The sequence below is a fragment of the Mycobacterium sp. AT1 genome, assembly GCF_002043095.1.
In the GTDB taxonomy this organism is placed as follows: Bacteria; Actinomycetota; Actinomycetes; order Mycobacteriales; family Mycobacteriaceae; genus Mycobacterium.
The window spans coordinates 44,156-62,406 of the sequence record NZ_MVOC01000076.1; the positions used below are offsets into that span (position 1 = coordinate 44,156).

Here is an 18,251-nt window from a genome sequence, read left to right on the forward strand (position 1 = left end):
TCAGTGGACCCGGCTGTCGTCACCGGCGACGACGGGAAGCACGAACTCTTCGAGCATCCGTCGTTCGTCGGCAGGGTCACGACCGGGAAACGTCAACAGGGAGATCATCACTCGCACCAGCCAGCGGGCGCGCGCCTCGACGTCGTCGACGCCCAGCGGCCCGAGGAACGACGTGGCCATGGCCTCGATCACCTCGGACCGGTCGGCCATCTCGCCGCCGATTGGTCGCTCGGTGTTGACGAACCATGCTGACAGAGAAGGGCTTTCGCGAACGCTGCTCAGCGCCGCCAAGACGGCCTCGAGCAACCGTTCACGAGGATCGGCGATCCCCGCGATGCGGCCACCCAGTTCGCGGAACACGCGGCGGGCTTCACGGTGCACGTAGGCGGTGTAGAGGGCGTCGCGGTTCTCGAAGTAGCGGTACAGCGTTGCGCGTGAACACCCTGCCGCCGTGGCGACGTCGTTCATGGCGACGTTCGCGGCGCCGTGACGGGTGAACAGTGTCTCGGCCGCGTCGAGAATCCGGTCGGCGGCGGCCTCGACGCGTCGCTCGCCAAGCCAGTCGGCCATGCTAGCTGACCCGAAATGGCATCGACAGCGGTCGGCGCACGTAACTGCCTCCAGCCCAGACGATGTGGTCCTCGTCGACCTCGAAGTCGGGGATGTGCGCCAGGAGCTCCTCCATGGCGACGCGCGACTCCATGCGGGCGGCGGCGGCACCGAGGCAGTGGTGCGCACCGTGGCTGAAGGTGAGGATGTTTCTGGGCTTGCGGGTCACGTCGAGGTCTTCGGCGTCGGGACCGTACTGGCGGTCGTCGCGGTTGCCGGAACCGTAGAGCAGCATCGCGCGCCGACCCTCCGGAATGGTGGTGTCGCCGATGGTCACGTCGCGGGTCACGGTGCGGCCTAGCAGTTGGACGGGCGAGGTCAGTCGCAAGAATTCGTCAACGGAATCGCTTATCAGCGACGGGTTCTCGACGAGAAGCCGGCGCTGGTCGGGCCGTTGACACAGCAGTTGCACCGAACCGCCGAGCATGCCGGTGGTGGTGTCGTTGCCGCCGGTGACCATCGTGAAGGCGAACGCCAGAATCGACAGCACGCCCGCGACGTCACCGTCGGCCCCGATTCCGGCCGCCACCAGGTGGGAAATGGTGTCGTCGGAGTCGTCGACGGGATCGACGCGTCGGCGTTCGATCAGCGCGGTGAAGTACTCCATCATGTCCCCGAGCGTGTCAAGCGCTCCGCCGATGCCACCGTCTGCGGTGTTGGCTGCGACGATCGCCTCGGTCCACCCGTCGAATCTGTCGCGGTCGGCCCCGGGCACCCCGAGGTAGTGGGCGACCACCATTGACGGCAGCGGCTTGAACAGTTCGGCCACGACGTCGCCGCCGCCGTTGGCTCGGATGCGCTTTACCCGCTCCCGCACGTACCGGCGCACCGTCGGTTCGACGGATTCCACCTGCCGCGGCGTGAACCCGCGGGAGACCAGCTTGCGGAACTCGGTGTGCGCGGGTGGATCCTGCATTACCATAGGCGGGTTGTCCGCCAGGCCAAGCAGTTCCAGCTCGCCGTAGTTGACCGTCAAGCCCTTGGCCGAGGAGAACGTCTGGTGGTCGCGGGCGGCAGCGAAGACGTCGGCGTGCCGGGACAGCACGTAGTAGTCGTGATTCGGCGCGTCCTCGGGGATCACGTGGTGCACCGGGTCGCGGTCCCGCAACGACCGGTACATGGGCCAGGGGTTGGGCCAGGTGGCCGCCGTGGCGAGTTCGAACCGCACCTGGGGATGAGACATGACGGTCGACATGTCTCATGGATACGACAATTTGATATTCATGTCAACCCGAGGGCGCATCGTCAGCCTGCCGGGTGCCAGCCCCTCATGGCGTCGTCCATCTGCTCGTCGTCCAAGGCGGCGACGGTAACCGGCCGTTGACCCGGGTGTGCACGCATGCCGTCGAGGAGCAGTGCCACGTACCGACGCCAGAGTTGCGGCTCGACGTGCCCGGCCCACTCGACCACCGCGCCGGCCAGCAGGCTCACGATCGGCATGTCGCTCGGTCCGACCCCGGGCCGCAGGTAGCCGTCGCGCCTGGCTCGTTCCACCAGGGCGGAGATGAGCGGGTCGAGCCGTATGCGGGCCCGTTCCACGCGATAGCCGCCGTATGCCTTGCTGTAGAGCATCTCCCGCAAGCCGCGGTCGGTGGCGGTCAGTTCGCAGGTGTGCTCGACGAAGTAGACGAGGCCGTCCCACGAATGTTCTTGCCGTGATGCGGTTTCCGCGATGCCGGCGATCTGTTCGATGCCGTCTTCGAAGATGGCCTCCAGCAGTTCCTCCTTGGTGGCGAAGCGTCGGTAGACGGTGCCAACCCCGACGTTGGCATGGTGGGCCACGTCGTTGAGGGTCGCCTCCAGGCCTCGCGCGGCGAAGAGGGCGCGCGCGCCGTCGAGTACCCGGCGCCGATTGCGCTCCGCGTCCTTGCGAAGCGGTCGGCGGGGTTGCATGCCCTCGGTCACGGTCGCGAGTCTATGTGACGGCCGCCATAAGCGGATTGACCTTATCCACTTATCCGTTTAGGTTGGCTAGCTACATGGCCGGCTTCGACTGGTCGGGGTTCCCCTGGAAAGGCTCGACTCTTGATCGCGGTGCTGAGACGGACGTGGTTGCCGCTGCTGGTCGTCGTTGCGATAGCCGTTGGCGCGGTGAGCGTCTCGTACTTCCGGTCAGTATTCGGTTCCAACGGGGCGGTGGTGACGCCCGTGGGCTCCGACACCGCCGAGTCGTTCAACCCGAAGGTCGTGACCTACGAGGTGTTCGGGTCCGGCTCAACCGCCACCATCAACTACGCCGACCTCAGCGGAGTGCCACAGCGCACCGGTGAAGTGCCCCTGCCATGGACCCTGACGCTCACGACCACGGTGCCGTCCGTCATGCCCAACCTCCTCGCTCAGAGCAACGGCCAAACCATCAGCTGCAGAGTCACCGTGGACCACGTGGTGAAGGACGAAAGGACGGCCGAGGGCGTGAACTCCGCGACGTACTGCCTGGTGAAGGCCGCATGAGCCTCTTCAAGAGGTCGGGCGGCCAGGACTCCGTCGACGAAGCGCCCACGGACGCGATCCCGATTGCGCGCCACGCCGCTCGGTCCCGGCCCTGGCTTCCGCGGTTCCTGCGGGCCTTTGCGATTCCGATCGTGCTGGGGTGGATCGCCATCGTCGCGCTGCTGAACACCGTCGTCCCCCAGCTCGAAGACGTTGGCAAGCTGCGGGCGGTGTCGATGAGCCCCCAGGATGCGCCCGCGCTGATCGCGACCAAACGCGTCGGTGAGGTGTTCGACGAATACAAGACCAACAGCTCGTTGATGGTGGTGCTCGAGGGCGAGGATCCCCTAGGCGCCGACGCGCACACGTTCTACGACTCGATGGTCCGCAAGCTGCGCGCGGACACCACGCACGTGCAGCACGTCCAGGACTTTTGGGGTGACACCCTGACCGCCGCCGGCGCCCAGAGCGTCGACGGCAAGGCGGCCTACGTGCAGGTGTACGTCTCCGGCGACCAGGGCGAGGCGCTGGCCAACGAGTCCGTGGAAGCGGTGCGGCACATCGTGAGCACCGAACCCGCACCACAGGGTGTCAAGGCGTACGTGACGGGGGCGGCCGCGACGACGACGGATCAGAATGCCGTCGGCGATGCCAGCATGAAGATGATCGAGGGCCTGACGTTCGCCGTCATCATCGTCATGCTGCTGCTCGTCTACCGCTCCGTCGTCACGGTGCTGATCACCATGTCGATGGTGGTCGTCGGCCTTCTCTCGGCGCGCGGCATCGTCGCCTTCCTCGGCTTCTACGACGTGTTCAAGCTGACGACCTTCGCGACGAACATGGTGGTGACGCTGGCCATTGCCGCGGCGACCGACTACGCGATCTTCCTGATCGGTCGCTACCAGGAGGCCAGGAGGGCCGGCGAGGACCGAGAGTCCGCCTACTACACCATGTTCCACGGCACGGCCCACGTCGTGCTGGCATCCGGAATGACCATCGCCGGGGCCACGCTATGCCTGCACTTCACCCGGTTGCCGTACTTCCAGACCATGGGCTTCCCGCTGTCGGTCGGCATGACGATCGTGGTGGCCGCGGCGCTGACCCTCGGACCGGCGGTCATCTCCCTGGTGACGCGGTTCGGAAAGGTACTGGAACCCAAGGGCAAGGCCAAGTCCCGGGGCTGGCGCCGTGTCGGAGCGGCCACCGTCCGCTGGCCCGGCGGTGTGCTGATCATCGCCGTCGTCCTGGCCCTCGTCGGCCTGCTGACGCTGCCCGGCTATCACACCACCTACAACGACCGAAACTTCCTGCCCGCGGACATCCCGGCCAACGTCGGCTACGCCGCCGCCAATCGGCACTTCTCCGAAGCCAAGATGAATCCCGAGCTGGTGATGGTGCAGGCCGATCACGACCTGCGCAACCCGGCGGACTTCCTGATCATCGACAAGATCGCCAAGGCCATGGTGCACGTGCACGGGATCGCGCAGGTTCAGACGATCACCCGGCCCGACGGCAAGCCGATCGAACACGCGTCGCTCGCCTACAACGTCAGCCAGAGTGGCAACGGTCAGCTGATGAACAACGACTATCAGCAGACCGTGCTGGCCAACACGCTCAAGCAGGCCGAAGAGATGCAGACGTCCATCGACTCGCAGCAGAAGCTCTACGACATCACGCTGCAGCTGGCCGACGTCACGCAAAAGATGGCGGCCAAGATGGCCAACACGTCGGACGACATCAAGGACGTCCGCGACCACCTCGCCGACTTCGACGACACCTTCCGGCCGATGCGCAACTACTTCTACTGGGAGCCGCACTGCTTCGACATCCCGTTGTGCTGGTCGCTGCGCTCGATATTCGACAGCCTGGACGGCATCGGCAAGATGTCCGATGACTTCCAAGACATCGTGCCGGATTTGAACCGGATGGCCGAACTGACCCCGCAGATGGCGGCGGCGATGCCTGCGATGATCCAAACCTTGAAGAACCAGAAGCAGTATCTGCTCAACCAGTACCAGGCGCAGAAGGCCCAACAGGACCAGAACATCGCCCTGCAGCAGAACTCAACCGCGATGGGTCAGGCCTTCGACGCCGCGCGCAACGACGACACCTTCTACCTGCCGCCGGAGGCGTTCCAGACCGCCGACTTCCAGCGGGGTATCAAGCTGTTTCTCTCACCCGACGGACATGCGGTGCGCTTCACCGTCTTTCACCAGGGTGACCCGTTGACGGAGGAGGGGACCTCGCACATCGAGCCGCTGCGGGTCGCCGCGGTGGACGCCATCAAGGGCACTCCGCTGGAGGGTTCGACCGTGTACGTCGGCGGTAGCGCGGCCACCTACGTGGACATGCAACAAGGCGCGGACTACGACCTTCTCATCGCGGCGGTCGCGGCACTGATCCTGATCTTCCTCATCATGGTGCTGCTCACCAGGGCAGTGGTGGCCGCAGCCGTGATCGTCGGAACCGTGCTGCTGAGTCTCGGTGCGTCCTTTGGGCTTTCGGTCCTGTTGTGGCAGCACGTGATCGGCCTCCCGCTGCACTGGATGGTGCTGCCGATGTCGGTGATCGTCCTGCTGGCCGTTGGTGCCGACTACAACCTGCTGCTGGTCTCCCGGATGAAGGAGGAGCTCCACGCCGGGCTGAATACCGGCATCATCCGGTCCATGGCAGGCACGGGATCGGTGGTCACCTCGGCGGGTCTGGTGTTCGCATTCACCATGATCGCGATGTCGGTGAGCGAGCTAAGGGTCATCGGTCAGGTCGGCACCACCATCGGCCTTGGGTTGCTCTTCGACACCCTGGTGGTGCGCTCGCTGATGACGCCGTCGCTCGCCGCGCTGCTTGGCAAGTGGTTCTGGTGGCCGCTGCACGTGCGCAAGCGTCCGTTGCCACAGCCGTGGCCTCGCCGTGATCCGGTGGAGGCTCCGGCGGGCTAGAGGGCGGCGCCAGGGTTGAGGATGTCGTCGGGGTCGAGGGCCTTCTTGATGCGACGGTTGAGCTCCATCGCCTCTGGCCCGAGGTAACCGGCCAGCCACGGGCGCTTCAACCTGCCGACGCCGTGCTCGCCGGTGATGGTGCCGCCCAGGCCGACGGCGAGATCCATGATCTCGCCGAAGGCCGTCTGTGCGCGGGCCGCCTCGTCGGCGTTGGACGGGTCGAACACGATCAGCGGATGGGTGTTGCCGTCACCGGCGTGCGCGATCACCGAGATCATCAGCTGGTGCCGCTCGGCGAGCTTCTCGACACCCGCCACCAGGTCGGCAAGCGCAGGTAGCGGCACGCCGACGTCCTCCAGCAGCAGCGACCCCTTCGCCTCGACCGCCGGGATCGCGAAGCGGCGCGCCGCGACGAAGGCGTCGCCCTCGTCGGGGTCGGACGTCGAATACACCTCTGTCGCACCGGCTTCGGTGAACACCCGCGCCATGTACTCGGCGTCCTCCGAACCGGCGGGACCGCGGTCGTCGGATGCCGCGACCATCATCGCCGCGGCGCCGCGGTTCAGCCCCATCTTGAGCTTGTCCTCGACCGCGTTGATGGCGACCTTGTCCATGAACTCCAGCATCGACGGCCGAATCTTGCCGGTGATGGTGACGACGGCGTCGGCGGCGGCGGCGACGTCGTCGAACGACGCGACGACGGTGCAGCCGCGATGCTGGGTGGGTAGCAGCTTGAGCGTCACCTCGGTGACGATGCCGAGCGTGCCCTCGCTGCCCACGAACAACTTGGTCAGGCTCAGGCCTGCGACGTCCTTGAGGCGCGGTCCGCCCAGCCGGACGGCGGTGCCGTCGGCCAGTACCACCTGCAGGCCGAGGACGTAATCGGTTGTGACGCCGTACTTTACGCAGCAGAGTCCGCCGGCGTTGGTGGCGATGTTGCCGCCGATACTGCAGATCTCGTACGACGACGGGTCTGGCGGATACCACAGTCCGTACTCGGCGACGACCTTCTTCACCTCGGCGTTGAACAGCCCCGGCTGCGTGACGGCGGTTCGCGTCACGGGGTCGACGGTGATGTCGCGCATGCGTTCGGTGGACAGCACGATGCCGCCGTCGAGGGCCGTCGCGCCTCCGGAAAGGCCGGTGCCTGCGCCGCGGGGGACCACCGGTACGCGATGAGCGGTAGCCCAACGCATTACGGCTTGCACCTCTTCGGTGCGGCGCGGCCGGACGACCGCCATTGCGGTGCCCGCGTTCGGGTCGGCGGCACGGTCTTGCCGGTAGGACGCCACGATGTCGGGGTCGACGACGACGGTGCCTTCGGGCAGTTCGGCGATCAGGTCAGCCAGCATGTCAGCGCTCACGGGTTCGATGCTACGAGTCTCACGGCACCATCCACGACAAGACGGGCGAGGCCTGCAGCGCGGACAACGCACAGAGGACGAGGAGGAAGCCGAGGCTCCAGAGGACCACCCTGCGGAAGATCTCGCCTTCCTTGCCGTTGAGCCCCACCGCCGCCGCGGCGATGGCCAGGTTTTGCGGGGAGATCATCTTGCCGAGCACGCCGCCGGAACTGTTCGAGGCGGCCATCAGAACGTCGGAGAGCCCGGCTTGGTTCGCGGCGGTGACCTGCAGGGCGCCGAACAACGAGTTCGCGGACGTGTCGGAGCCGGTCACCGCGACGCCCAGCCAGCCGAGGATCGGGGACAGCAGCGCGAACGCCGAGCCCGCCCCAGCCATCCAGGTGCCGAGGGTGATGGTCTGGCCGGACAAGTTCATCACGAAGGCCAGCGCCAGCACCATCATGACCGTGAGAATCGCCCACCGCAACTGGTGCAGCGTCGCCCCATAGGCCTTGACGGCCCTTGGCACCGAGAGTCTCAGCGCGACCATGGTCAGCACGCCGGCAACCAGCATCTGGGTGCCGGGCGTGGTGAGCAAGTTGAGGGAGAACTTGGCGAGGCTCAGTGGGTCGCCGTCGGCGTCAACCACGTCGAGGCCGGGCCAGTTGAAGGTGATCGTGGCGCGGTCCAGCAGCTTCTTCACCGCGCTGATCTGGCAGACGACGAAGACGGCGATGATGATGCCGTAGGGCGCGTACGCCTTGACGACGTCGGCCCTGGAATCGGTGACGTCGGCATCGTCAGGCAGGTCGTCAGGCCCGTCTGCCGTCCCCGAGGCGCCGACCCGCGCGGTGACGTCGGCGGTGCGGGACGGACGCCGGACCCGAACCATGGCGACCACCGCGGCCGCCGATGCAAGGGCCGCCACCACGTCGGCCAGCGGCACGGACACGAAGTTGGAGGTGGCGTACTGCGCGGCGGCGAACACGACGCCGCAGACCAGCGCGACGGGCCAGGTCTGCCGGAGGCCGCGCCGACCGTCCACGATCGCCACCAGGGCCAGCGGAACGAACAGGGCCAGCAGCGGCGTCTGGCGGCCGATCATGGCGCCGAGCGTGTCGACGGGAAGTTCGGTGACCCTGCCGAGGGTGATGATGGGGGTGGCCATCGCACCGAAGGCGACCGGCGCGGTGTTCGCCACCAGGGCGAGCACCGCGGCCTTCATCGGCTGAAAGCCCAACGCCATCAACATCACCGAGGTCACCGCGACGGGAGTGCCGAAGCCGGCGAGCGCCTCCATCAGCGCGCCGAAGGAGAAGGCGATGATGATCGCCTGAACGCGTTGGTCGTCGCTGACGCTGGCGAACGAACGTCGCAGGACGTCGAAATGACCTGTCTCGACCGTCATCTGGTACACCCAGATGGCGTTGATGACGATCCACAGAATGGGAAAGAAGCCGAACGCCGCGCCCTCGGTGCCGGCGAGCAACGCCTGACCGACGGGCATGCCGTAGACGACGATCGCGATTGCCAGCGACACCGCCAGCGAGATCAGCGACGCCACCCAGGCCGTCATCTTCAGCGCACCGAGCAGAACGAACAGCAGGAGCAGCGGGATGACTGCCACCACCGCGCTCCACGCGATTGAGTTGGCGACCGGATCGAGAACTTGCTGGTACACGGCTGACCTCGATTGTGGTGTGCGTCACATGCGAGGTTGGGGTTACCCAAACCGGTCAGCTGGAAACCGCGGGATCACCGATCTTGATCCAGGTGGCGCAGAGCGGGCAGGAAGATCGCCGCCAATCCGAGCAGCAGCATCGGCAGGGACAAGGCGAGGAACGTCGCGTGCAGGCCCGCGGTGTCGGCGAGCGGACCGGCGACGATCAGCCCGAGCGGGCCCGCCGCGTAGGCCAGCGAGCCCATCACTCCGACCACCCGGCCGCGCAGGTGCGCGGGTGCCTGGGTCTGCATCACGTAGTTGTAGATCGGGGCAATCGGCCCGTAGACGAACCCCACGACGGCGCAGAGCACCAGGATCACCGGCAGCGGCGGCAGGAAGGCGATGACGGTCATCGCCACCCCGAGCACCAGCAGTGCGACGAGCATGATCGTCCGCCGGTTGGAGTACTTCGACATCGCGGCATAGCCGAGCGCGCCGATCAACCCGCCCACGCTCAGCGCCACCAGCACCCACCCCAGGTGCGCGGGCTCGCTGCGGTCGGTGAAGTACTTGGGGAACAGCACGCTCTCCATCGGCATGTACAGCCCGGTGGCGGTGAGGTCGACGAATGCGAGCGTGCGCAACACCGGGGTGTTCCAGACGAACTTGAGACCCTCGACGACGCCCGCCCACACTTGGGGCATGTGCTCGCGATTGGGGACGCCGGCACCCTCGAGGCGCAGCACCGCGACCGCCGAGATGGACAGCACGAAGGCACCGGCCGTCACCCACATGGTGTCGACGCCACCCAGGGTGGCGATCAAGAGGCCACCGACGCCGGGTCCGACGATGTAGGCCAGGTTGAACACCGCCTCGTAGACGCCGTTGGCGTGGTCAAGCGTCCAACCCGCCCGGTGGGCTGCCTCGGGGAGCATGGTCTCGCGGGCCGTCATGCCTGCCGGGTCGAAGAACGCGCCGAGTGCGGCCAAGGCGGCCAGCACCGTCACGTTGATCGCGTCGGCGCCGAACGTCAGCGCGATCACCGGGACCGCGGCGACCGACACGGCGGACAGCGCGTCGGAGATCATCGACACCCGCCGGCGTCCCAGGTAGTCGACCGCCGCCCCCGCCATCAGGGTGGCGACCAGCAGCGGCAGCGTTCCCGCCATGGCCACGATCGAGGCGTCGACCGCAGATCCGTTGCGCTGCAATACCAACCATGGAAATGCGACGAGGGAGATTCCGTTGCCCGCCCCGGCTGTGAGTGCCGCGAAGAAGATCAGGAAGAGGGGGCGCCGGGTGGTGTTGATCATGAGTTCTCGCGGCTGAATCTAACAGCGAGTCAGCCCGATCCGCGAACACATTTTCCGCACGTGCACAGTGAGGGGGTGAGACTGGCGCATCCGCGGACCGGCGAGCTGTTCGACTCGCCGGTGCCGGCCGGGACCGGCTGGCCGGGTGATCCCGCCAGGCCCGACACCGCCGTGGCGACGACGCCGGCGCGGGTGCGCACGTTGGCCAAGGGGGCTCGGACGGTCGACGACCTCGACGCGGAGGTCAGCGTGTGCCGGGCCTGCCCACGGCTGGTCGCCTGGCGGGAGAAGGTGGCCGTCGAGAAGCGTCGGTCCTTCGCCGGCGAGCCGTACTGGGGCCGGCCGGTGCCCGGTTTCGGCTCGACTACGCCGTCGATCCTGATCGTGGGGCTCGCGCCCGCCGCCAACGGCGCCAACCGGACGGGCCGGGTGTTCACCGGCGACCGCAGCGGCGACTTCCTGTTCGCCGCGCTCTACCGCGCAGGCCTGGCGAGCTCGCCGCTGAGCGTCGACGCCGCGGACGGTTTGACGCTGATCGACACCCGGATGGTCGCGCCCGTCCGATGCGCACCACCGGACAACGCTCCGACGCCGGAGGAACGCGCGACGTGCGCCCCCTGGCTGGACGCCGAGTGGCGGCTGGTGCGGCCCGGCGTGCGCGCGGTCGTCGCACTCGGCGGGTTCGCGTGGAAGGTGGCGTTGGACATGGTGCGCGCCGGCGGTGGCACGGTGCCCCGGCCGCTACCCAAGTTCGGCCACCTGGCGGTCGCGACGTTGGGCGACGTGGCGCTGATCGGCTGCTTTCACCCTAGCCAGCAGAACACCTTCACCGGTCGGCTCACCCCGGCCATGGTCGACGACGTGTTCACCACCGCCAAGACCGTGGTTTCGGCGCGCTGATCCGCGCTCACCGCGGTTGAACGCGCCGAAATCGCCCGACGGGGAACGATCCCGGCGACCCGGCGGTTGAATGAAGCGTGCGACTTTCGGTACTAGACCTCGTCCCGGTCCGCAGCGACCAGACCACCTCCGATGCGCTGGCGGCGACGGTTCACCTCGCCAAGACCGCCGACGAGCTGGGCTACACGCGCTACTGGGTGGCCGAACACCACAACATGCCCGCGGTCGCGGCGACCAGCCCGCCCGTCGTGCTGGCCTACCTCGCGGCCCAGACCGCGCAGCTGCGGCTCGGCTCAGGCGGGGTGATGCTGCCCAATCACGCGCCGCTCGCCGTCGCCGAGCAGTTCGCGCTGCTGGAGGCCGCCGCGCCCGGCCGCATCGATCTGGGCATCGGGCGGGCTCCCGGTTCGGATCCAGTGACCTCGATGGCGCTCCGCGGCGCCGCGGGCCGTGATGACAGCGACATCGAGAACTTTCCCCAATACCTCGACGACGTCGCCGCGCTGATGAGCACCACCGGCGTCAAGGTGGCGGTGCGCAGCAGGGGCCTGCTCGACCAGAACTACGTCCTCAAGGCGACGCCCGCGGCCGCCAGCGAACCGCGGCTGTGGCTGCTCGGATCGTCTCTCTACTCGGCGCACCTGGCCGCCGCGAAGGGACTGCCGTACGTGTTCGCCCACCACTTCTCCGGGCAGGGCACCGAGGAGGCGCTCGCCACCTACCGCTCCGAGTTCCGGCCCAGTGACCTCGCCGCGGAGCCCATCACGTTCATGACGGTCAACGCGTCGGTCGCGCCCACTCGCGAGGAGGCGATGGACTTGATGCTGCCGAATCTGCACATGATGGCCTTCCTGCGCACGGGCCAACCGCTGCGCGCGCTCGACCTCGTCGAGGACGCCCGGCAAGTCGAGCTCAGCTTCCAACAGGAGGCCGTCGTCGACGCCGGTCTGGAGCGTGCTGTCGTCGGCTCTCCGACTGAGGCCGCCGCTCAGATTCGCGAGCTCGCCGCCCACTTCGGCGTCGACGAGGTGATGGTCAACCCCGTCGGCTCCGCGTTCCGCGGCGTCGACCCCCGGCTCGCACCGGCCCGCGACCAGACGCTGGAACTGCTCGCCAAGGAGCTCTTCTAGCTTGGCGTCAGCGCGATGATGGGGATCGGTCGCTTCGTGCGCTTCTGATACCCGTCGTAGCGCTGGGAGTTGTTGTCGTTGACCAGCTTCCACAGCCGGGCGTAGTCCGGGTCGTCGGCACCGATGATGCGTGCCGTGGCGGGCATCCGTTTGGGGCCGACGTTGATCTCGACCTTCGGATTCGCCTTCAGGTTGAAGTACCACCCGGGCGCCTTCGGGTCACCGCCCTTGGAGGCGACGACGTGGTAGGACCCGCCGTCGAGGGCGTAGCTCAGCGCGTTGGTGCGCGCAATGCCCGTCTTGGCGCCGACGGTGTGCAGCAGCAGGATTGGTGCCTGCCCTGGGATCTTGTGCCCGACCCAGCCGTTGGTCTTGCGATAGATCGCATCGTGGACCTTGAGAAGCGGAATGCCGAGGTAGCGCTCCCAGACGGGAATGGTGCTCATGGGCCCCAGTCTGTCATCCGAGAACCGGGTGGAGCTGTGGCCATAGCTTCCCGGGGAGTTGTGTAGCGGCTGACATTGTCGGTGCGCCGTCGTGTCGCGCATCGTGGAGCCATGACGACCGGTCCGATCGACGTTCACGCGCACTGGCTACCCGAGGAGCTGTTCGGGCTCCCGCCCGGTTCACCGCTGCCGCCGCTTCACGGCCGCGACGGTCAGATGTTCCTCGGCGAGTTGCCGCTGTACATCGAGACCGACGCCATGACCGATCCGCGTCGGGTGATCGCCGACACCGATGCCGCCGGGCTCGGCACCCGGGTGATCTCGGCGCCGCCGTTCGCCTTTCCGGTCGCCGACGACCCAGGAGTCGACGACTACGTCGGCCGGTTCAACGATGCGCTGGCCGGTGCCTGCCGCGACAGCGGCGATCGGCTTCTTGGGCTGGGGTTGGTGTCGCTGCACGACGTCGATTCGGCGCTCGCGCAGATGAATCAGATCGCGGCCAGCGGTGTGATTCGCGGGATCGCGGTACCACCACTGCTCGGTTCGACGTCGTTCGACGTGGCACCGATGCGCGACCTGTTGACCGTCGCCTCCGAACTCGACCTTGCCGTGCTGGTGCACCCGATGCAGTTGCCGCGGCCGGAGTGGTCGTCGTACTACCTCGTCAACCTGATCGGTAATCCCGTCGAAACCGCCACGGCCGCAGCGGCTCTGGTGCTCGGCGGGGTGCTCGAGGCGCTGCCCGACCTGCGCATCTGCATGCTGCACGGCGGTGGGTGCGCGCCGGCGCTGGTGGGGCGTTGGGAGCACGGCTGGAAGCAGCGGGCCGACGTCCGCACCGCAGAAACCCGTTCTCCGCGTGAGGGTTTTGCCGGCTTGTGGTTCGACACCCTGACCCACGATGCGGCGGCCCTCGAGCTGCTGCGCGCGCAGTCCGATCCCACGCACCTGATGTGCGGCAGCGACTATCCGTTCGACATGGGTCTGCCGAAGCCTCTCGAGCTGCCGCACGCCGCAGGCGTCGACGATGCCACCCTCGAACGCAACGCGCGGAAGTTCTTAGGGCTTTAGGGAATCCAGCGCGTCGCGCAGGATGCGGGCCGTCTCCTCCCGATCGGGATCGCGCCGGATCACCAATCCCTTGGCGAAGGACAGCTTGTCGCCGGTCTTGCGTGGCGTGACGTGCAGGTGGATGTGGAAGACGCTCTGGAACGCCGCCTTCCCGTCGTTGACGACGACGTTGTTGCCGTCGGCGTGTAGCTCCGAGGCGCGCGCCGCCTTGGCGACGCGCTGACCGATCCGCATCATGGCGGCGACCGTGTCCGGCGGGGTGTCGGTCAGGTCCACGGTGTGCGCCTTGGGGATGACGAGCACGTGCCCGCGGACGATGGGTCGGATGTCGAGGATGGCGAGGCACTCGTCGTCCTCGTAGACGCGGATGGCCGGTGCGTCACCGGCGACGATGGCACAGAACACGCAGGGCATGAGGCCACCGTAGCGGCCGGGCTCCGGCGACTGCCTGGCCCACCGGGCTGGTGAGACCCTGTCGTGAATCCGGTGATACTCTCTGTCTGTAACGATCCTTACAGGGAGAGCGATGGCGCGAACGCAAAGGCAAGCCCAGGGTGACACCTCTCGCGGGCTCATCCTCGACACCACCGAACGACTGATGGGCTCCAACGGGTACGCCGCCACGTCGATCAGCGAGATCTGCAAGGCCAGCGGCCTGCCGGCCAGTTCTGTCTACTGGCACTTCGGGTCCAAGGAGGGGGTCCTGGCCGCGGTCATGGAACGCGGCGCCGAGCGCTTCTTCGCTGCGATCCCACAGCGCGACGAGGCCGCAAAGGACGGCGTTGCGCATCAATTCGCCGAAACTGCCCGGCTGCTGTCCCAGCACCCGGACTTTCTTCGGCTGTTCTACCTCCTCTCGCTCGAGCGCAGTGACGATCCAGGCGTCACCACTCTCGTTCGGCGGGTCCGCGACACCGCGATCGCCGGTTTCCGCACCGCGATCGCCGGACTCCTTCCCGCCGACGTGCCCGTCTCGACTGCCGACGGCGTGCTCGACGAACTCACCGCGCTGGCCGTAGCGCTCTCCGACGGCATCTTCATCGCCGACCACCTCGAACCCGACTCGACCGACGTCGAACGGATGTACCGGCGGCTGTTTCAAGCCGTCACCGCCCTGCTGCCAATTCTGTTGGAGGAAGAATGACAACGAGAACGGCCGTGATCACGGGAGCCAATTCCGGACTCGGTTTGGAATGCGCGCGAGCACTATTGGCCGGCGACGAGACGTATCACGTGGTGCTCGCCGTCCGTGACGCCGCGCGGGGGGCGGATGCCGTCACGAATCTCGGTGTGGCGCAACGCTGTACCGTGCTGCCGCTGGACCTCGCGTCGCTGGCTTCGGTCCGCGCGTTCGGCGAGCTGCTGGGTGATGCCGGGCTGCCCCCGCTGCACGCCGTCGTGTGCAACGCGGGCCTGCAGGTCCCGAGTGGAACCAGGTTGACCGAGGACGGGTTCGAAATGACATTCGGTGTCAACCATCTCGGCCACTTCGCCTTGATGCAGGGTCTGGTCCCGCAGCTGACGCGCCCCGCCCGCGTGGTCGTGGTGAGCAGCGGCACGCACGATCCCAAGAAATTCACCGGGATGCCGCACCCCGACTACTCGTCGGCCGAGGCGCTCGCGCATCCACCGGCGGACCCCGAGGGGACGCCAAATGGGCGTAGGCGATACACCACGTCGAAGTTGTGCAACCTGCTGTTCGCCTACGAGTTGGATCGCAGGCTTGGACGTGGGGGCGACGGCATCACGGTGACGTCCTTCGACCCCGGTCTGATGCCGGGCTCCGGTCTGGCCCGGAACTATCCCCCGGCGATGAGGTTGGTGTCCCGCTATCTCTTTGCGGCACTTCGCGTGCTGCCCAACGTGAACGGCACCCGAGAATCGGGCCGGCGTCTCGCGGCACTCGTAGCCGACCCTCGCTTCGACGGTGTATCCGGCGCCTATTTCGAGGGCGAGAAGGCCATCCGCTCCTCTGTCGAGTCGTATGACGAATCGAAGGCGCTCGAGCTCTGGGAAGCCAGTGAACGGTTGGTTGCGCGCGTCAGGCCTTCGTGAACGTGGGAGTGAAGACGGGCTCGGTCGGAGGCGCGTAGACCGGCTCGCCACCGGTCTCGGGGCGGTCGTCGAGCATGGCGACCACGTCCCGGGGCATGGGTGAAAGGTCGGCAGCGCGGACGAAGTCGCGGATCGTCGACCCGGTGCAGCGGCAGTCGACGTTGCGGGCGCCGAGGCCTGCCCTGATGTCGTCGACGTCGACGGTCGCGAAGTCGACCGAGAAGCGGGTCCGGTCACTGTCGTTCGGGACACTGCAGTACAGATGCTGACCGGAGAACTGCAGCATGCCCCCGACGGGAGTCACGAAGGCACTGGCCGAGAACGGGTTCACGGGTTCGGTCGGGCCGGGAAGGGGTGCCGGCCTACCCACGGCGTGGTCGTAGCAGGCGGAGTCGTTGGCGATCGCCTGGCTGAAGTACTCCAGGTGAAGGGCGATGCCGTCGCCGTCGGCGATTTCGTAGACCGGCATCCAGTGGTTGAGCTGTGCCAGGGGAGCGGCGCACCACGTGTCGCGGCGCGGTCGCCAGGCGTCGAGCCCCGCGACGAGGTGCTCATCGCCGGTGCACGCGCGAAGCCGGGGAACGCCGACGTAGGTGGTCTCGGGGTCGCCGCCGCGCTCCGTCACTAGCGCCTGGACGAAACGTCTGGACTCGGGGTGTTGGGTGAACCGTGAGGTGAGCGAGCGGAGGATCGCGGCGTGGTCGGCGGGAAGAAGGTCGAACCGGGCCAACTCGGGATTGCGGCCGCCGAAGGCGTCGCCGATCAACTCCCTGGCGAACATGGCGAACGCCACCGACGTGGGCGACGGGGAGGTGACGTTGACGGTGCCGCCGTACACCAGGGCGCGCGGAATTCGGCCGCCAACTGGCTGGTCGAACTGCACTGCAATCGGCATGGGCCCGATTCCTCTACCCGGTGACGTCACATTGGCTGCGAGTTAACTGAAGCCAACGAACTCAAGCGTAGACGCCCGACTATACCGCCGTCGAGGTTAGCGGCGCGGTTGCCACGCGCGCCGGCCGTCAGGCGGCCTCGCGCCACCTCTCCAGCTTGTCGGCAAACGACATCGGCAACGCTCCGCTGCTCGACGGCAACCGCACGGCGGGTAGTTCGGACTCGACGTGAGCCTCGAACAGTTCGAAGGCAGTCAACCCGTTGACGAAGATCCGTTGGATGCCCGGGTGCCGGCCGAACAGCGGTCCGAAGTCGTTGACTTCCAGCGTCGCCTTGTCGATCTTGGCGTCCATGCTGCCGACCCGGCGGCATCGGTGGACGACGTCCCACAGCGCGACGCCGTGACCCGTCAGCGCGTCGATCCGCTGCTGGTACGGCAGGTCGACGCCGACGTCGAAGATGCCGGCCATCAGTTGCCAGAACTGATTGCGCCGGTTGGCGTAATACTCGCCGGCGACGAGCGACCGTTCGCTGGGGAACGAGCCGAGGATGAGCACCCTGGCGTCGTCGCCGACGACGGGTGGAAGGCATTCTCGCAGCGGTTCGGTCATTCCTGCGATCCTCCCAGAGAACGGTGGTCAGTCGCCGTCGCGCCGTCCGAGTGTCGTCACCGGCGCGGCGCCGGGTCGGGTCCACTGTGGCACCGGTCGGCTGGTCGGCCCCCAGGTGGGGTTCCCGTCGGCGTCCGCGCACCACGACCAGCAGGAGGGCCGTCCCTCGGGCCAGCCGTCGGGGTTGTCCTCCCAGTCTTCGCCGCGGCCGTAGGGGGTCATGTCGAGCAGGCCCATCGAGCCGTTGACCCGTTCGTTGCCCCGTGCGGTCGTGGAATAGGTGAGGAACGTGCGGTCGCCGAGGCGCAGGTAGGAGGTGAGGAACCCCATCGGGCCGCCGGCCGGGCCGTCCACGCCGCGCACCGAATACCACGGCTCGGTGTAGCCCATGAACTGCACGTAGGGCGCAACCTCGTCCCACGCGCCTTCGGTCAGGACGGCGTACGAGACGCCGCGAGCGTTGAGGTAGACGGCGTCCTTCACGTGCCAGGCCGTGGTGGTGCAGCCCCCGCACTGCCCCTGGTGCGGTGCGCCGTCATGCCACATGTGCTTGTACACGACGAGTTCGTCTCGGCCGTCGAACAATTCGAGGAACGGAACGGGGCCCGCGGATCCGACGACCGTGACGGTGCCGTCGAACTCGACCATCGGCAGCCGTCGGCGGGCGGCGGCGATGGCGTCGCCTTCCCGGGTGTGGGCCTTTTCGCGGACCAGCAGCTCGTCGCGGGCGGTCTGCCAGGTGGCCGGGTCGACGACGGGTGGGTGGCCGGTGGGTGTGGTCATCGTGTCCTCCTCGAGCAGCGGTCAACGGTATGGACGAGCCTGCGAGCCGGAACTCATCGCGGCC

At 67.5% G+C, this 18,251-nt stretch carries 18 protein-coding genes; 7 read left to right on the top strand and 11 right to left on the bottom strand.

The window, feature by feature from the left end; genetic code table 11:
- Genes B1790_RS30525 through B1790_RS30535 form a run of 3 tightly spaced genes read right to left on the bottom strand, consistent with a single transcriptional unit; the run spans position 1 to position 2,502 of the window.
- The gene (locus B1790_RS30525) at positions 1-570 is read right to left on the bottom strand and encodes a TetR/AcrR family transcriptional regulator (RefSeq protein ID WP_079927026.1); all 570 of its coding nucleotides are present in this window, start codon (positions 568-570) and stop codon (positions 1-3) included.
- A 1-nt stretch (position 571) separates the two neighbouring features.
- On the bottom strand, positions 572-1,804 hold the full coding sequence (locus B1790_RS30530; RefSeq protein WP_079927027.1) for a cytochrome P450: 1,233 nt from the start codon (positions 1,802-1,804) through the stop codon (positions 572-574).
- A gap of 50 nt (positions 1,805-1,854) precedes the next feature.
- On the bottom strand, positions 1,855-2,502 hold the full coding sequence (locus B1790_RS30535) for a TetR/AcrR family transcriptional regulator (protein ID WP_079927078.1): 648 nt from the start codon (positions 2,500-2,502) through the stop codon (positions 1,855-1,857).
- A gap of 132 nt (positions 2,503-2,634) precedes the next feature.
- On the opposite strand from B1790_RS30535, the gene B1790_RS30540 reads away from it, so the two are divergent.
- Together B1790_RS30540 and B1790_RS30545 are read left to right on the top strand one after the other, a co-directional pair.
- Positions 2,635-3,060, top strand: coding sequence for an MmpS family transport accessory protein (locus B1790_RS30540; protein WP_079927028.1), 426 nt, complete (start codon positions 2,635-2,637; stop codon positions 3,058-3,060).
- On the top strand, positions 3,057-5,978 hold the full coding sequence (locus tag B1790_RS30545) for an RND family transporter (RefSeq protein ID WP_079927029.1): 2,922 nt from the start codon (positions 3,057-3,059) through the stop codon (positions 5,976-5,978). Before B1790_RS30540 ends, B1790_RS30545 begins: the two co-directional genes overlap by 4 nt.
- Here the strand turns inward: B1790_RS30545 and B1790_RS30550 are convergent.
- The 3 genes from B1790_RS30550 to B1790_RS30560 all read right to left on the bottom strand — a co-directional run bounded on the left by B1790_RS30550 (position 5,975) and on the right by B1790_RS30560 (position 10,297).
- Positions 5,975-7,342 carry an FAD-binding oxidoreductase gene (locus B1790_RS30550; RefSeq protein ID WP_142271584.1) on the bottom strand — a complete coding sequence of 456 codons (1,368 nt, stop codon included), beginning with the start codon at positions 7,340-7,342 and terminating at the stop codon, positions 5,975-5,977. The genes B1790_RS30545 and B1790_RS30550 overlap by 4 nt on opposite strands.
- A gap of 19 nt (positions 7,343-7,361) precedes the next feature.
- Positions 7,362-9,002 (bottom strand): L-lactate permease, encoded by a 1,641-nt coding sequence (locus B1790_RS30555; protein ID WP_079927031.1) that lies wholly within the window; start codon positions 9,000-9,002, stop codon positions 7,362-7,364.
- A 74-nt stretch (positions 9,003-9,076) separates the two neighbouring features.
- On the bottom strand, positions 9,077-10,297 hold the full coding sequence (locus B1790_RS30560; RefSeq protein WP_079927032.1) for an MFS transporter: 1,221 nt from the start codon (positions 10,295-10,297) through the stop codon (positions 9,077-9,079).
- A gap of 75 nt (positions 10,298-10,372) precedes the next feature.
- Here B1790_RS30560 and B1790_RS30565 point away from each other — a divergent pair, with 75 nt between their 5' ends.
- Positions 10,373-11,197 carry a uracil-DNA glycosylase gene (locus tag B1790_RS30565; protein ID WP_304528842.1) on the top strand — a complete coding sequence of 275 codons (825 nt, stop codon included), beginning with the start codon at positions 10,373-10,375 and terminating at the stop codon, positions 11,195-11,197.
- A gap of 77 nt (positions 11,198-11,274) precedes the next feature.
- Complete coding sequence (locus B1790_RS30570; RefSeq protein ID WP_079927034.1) at positions 11,275-12,327, top strand: LLM class flavin-dependent oxidoreductase; 1,053 nt, start codon at positions 11,275-11,277, stop codon at positions 12,325-12,327.
- Here B1790_RS30570 and B1790_RS30575 read toward each other — a convergent pair.
- Positions 12,324-12,773: a nitroreductase family deazaflavin-dependent oxidoreductase gene (locus tag B1790_RS30575; protein ID WP_079927035.1), complete on the bottom strand. Its 450-nt coding sequence runs from the start codon at positions 12,771-12,773 to the stop codon at positions 12,324-12,326. The genes B1790_RS30570 and B1790_RS30575 overlap by 4 nt on opposite strands.
- A 111-nt stretch (positions 12,774-12,884) precedes the next feature.
- Here B1790_RS30575 and B1790_RS30580 point away from each other — a divergent pair, with 111 nt between their 5' ends.
- A complete protein-coding gene (locus tag B1790_RS30580; RefSeq protein ID WP_079927036.1) occupies positions 12,885-13,844 on the top strand; it encodes an amidohydrolase family protein in 960 nt (319 codons plus the stop codon).
- Here the strand turns inward: B1790_RS30580 and B1790_RS30585 are convergent.
- Positions 13,833-14,258 (bottom strand): HIT family protein, encoded by a 426-nt coding sequence (locus tag B1790_RS30585; protein ID WP_079927037.1) that lies wholly within the window; start codon positions 14,256-14,258, stop codon positions 13,833-13,835. The two genes, B1790_RS30580 and B1790_RS30585, sit on opposite strands and share 12 nt — an antisense overlap.
- 112 nt (positions 14,259-14,370) lie before the next feature.
- Here B1790_RS30585 and B1790_RS30590 point away from each other — a divergent pair, with 112 nt between their 5' ends.
- Entirely contained in the window at positions 14,371-14,988 is a 618-nt protein-coding gene (locus B1790_RS30590; protein WP_079927038.1) for a TetR/AcrR family transcriptional regulator, read from the top strand.
- Positions 14,985-15,899: an SDR family NAD(P)-dependent oxidoreductase gene (locus B1790_RS30595; RefSeq protein WP_079927039.1), complete on the top strand. Its 915-nt coding sequence runs from the start codon at positions 14,985-14,987 to the stop codon at positions 15,897-15,899. Before B1790_RS30590 ends, B1790_RS30595 begins: the two co-directional genes overlap by 4 nt.
- On the opposite strand, the gene B1790_RS30600 is transcribed toward B1790_RS30595, so the two are convergent.
- From B1790_RS30600 to B1790_RS30610, 3 genes are all read right to left on the bottom strand, one after another.
- Positions 15,886-16,794: a hypothetical protein gene (locus B1790_RS30600; protein WP_079927040.1), complete on the bottom strand. Its 909-nt coding sequence runs from the start codon at positions 16,792-16,794 to the stop codon at positions 15,886-15,888. The genes B1790_RS30595 and B1790_RS30600 overlap by 14 nt on opposite strands.
- A gap of 127 nt (positions 16,795-16,921) precedes the next feature.
- Entirely contained in the window at positions 16,922-17,404 is a 483-nt protein-coding gene (locus B1790_RS30605; RefSeq protein ID WP_079927041.1) for a DNA-deoxyinosine glycosylase, read from the bottom strand.
- 27 nt (positions 17,405-17,431) lie between these two features.
- Positions 17,432-18,187, bottom strand: coding sequence for a DUF899 family protein (locus B1790_RS30610; protein WP_079927042.1), 756 nt, complete (start codon positions 18,185-18,187; stop codon positions 17,432-17,434).
- Positions 18,188-18,251: the final 64 nt, after the last annotated feature.

Bases quoted from the DNA above. Each gene is read 5' to 3' on its own strand.
- B1790_RS30580 (WP_079927036.1), top strand. From the start codon at position 12,885: ATGACGACCGGTCCGATCGACGTTCACGCGCACTGGCTACCCGAGGAG.
- B1790_RS30575 (WP_079927035.1), bottom strand. From the start codon at position 12,773: ATGAGCACCATTCCCGTCTGGGAGCGCTACCTCGGCATTCCGCTTCTC.
- B1790_RS30585 (WP_079927037.1), bottom strand. From the start codon at position 14,258: ATGCCCTGCGTGTTCTGTGCCATCGTCGCCGGTGACGCACCGGCCATC.
- B1790_RS30600 (WP_079927040.1), bottom strand. From the start codon at position 16,794: ATGCCGATTGCAGTGCAGTTCGACCAGCCAGTTGGCGGCCGAATTCCG.
- B1790_RS30610 (WP_079927042.1), bottom strand. From the start codon at position 18,187: ATGACCACACCCACCGGCCACCCACCCGTCGTCGACCCGGCCACCTGG.
- B1790_RS30595 (WP_079927039.1), top strand. From the start codon at position 14,985: ATGACAACGAGAACGGCCGTGATCACGGGAGCCAATTCCGGACTCGGT.
- B1790_RS30590 (WP_079927038.1), top strand. From the start codon at position 14,371: ATGGCGCGAACGCAAAGGCAAGCCCAGGGTGACACCTCTCGCGGGCTC.
- B1790_RS30525 (WP_079927026.1), bottom strand. From the start codon at position 570: ATGGCCGACTGGCTTGGCGAGCGACGCGTCGAGGCCGCCGCCGACCGG.
- B1790_RS30530 (WP_079927027.1), bottom strand. From the start codon at position 1,804: ATGTCGACCGTCATGTCTCATCCCCAGGTGCGGTTCGAACTCGCCACG.
- B1790_RS30535 (WP_079927078.1), bottom strand. From the start codon at position 2,502: ATGCAACCCCGCCGACCGCTTCGCAAGGACGCGGAGCGCAATCGGCGC.
- B1790_RS30545 (WP_079927029.1), top strand. From the start codon at position 3,057: ATGAGCCTCTTCAAGAGGTCGGGCGGCCAGGACTCCGTCGACGAAGCG.
- B1790_RS30560 (WP_079927032.1), bottom strand. From the start codon at position 10,297: ATGATCAACACCACCCGGCGCCCCCTCTTCCTGATCTTCTTCGCGGCA.
- B1790_RS30605 (WP_079927041.1), bottom strand. From the start codon at position 17,404: ATGACCGAACCGCTGCGAGAATGCCTTCCACCCGTCGTCGGCGACGAC.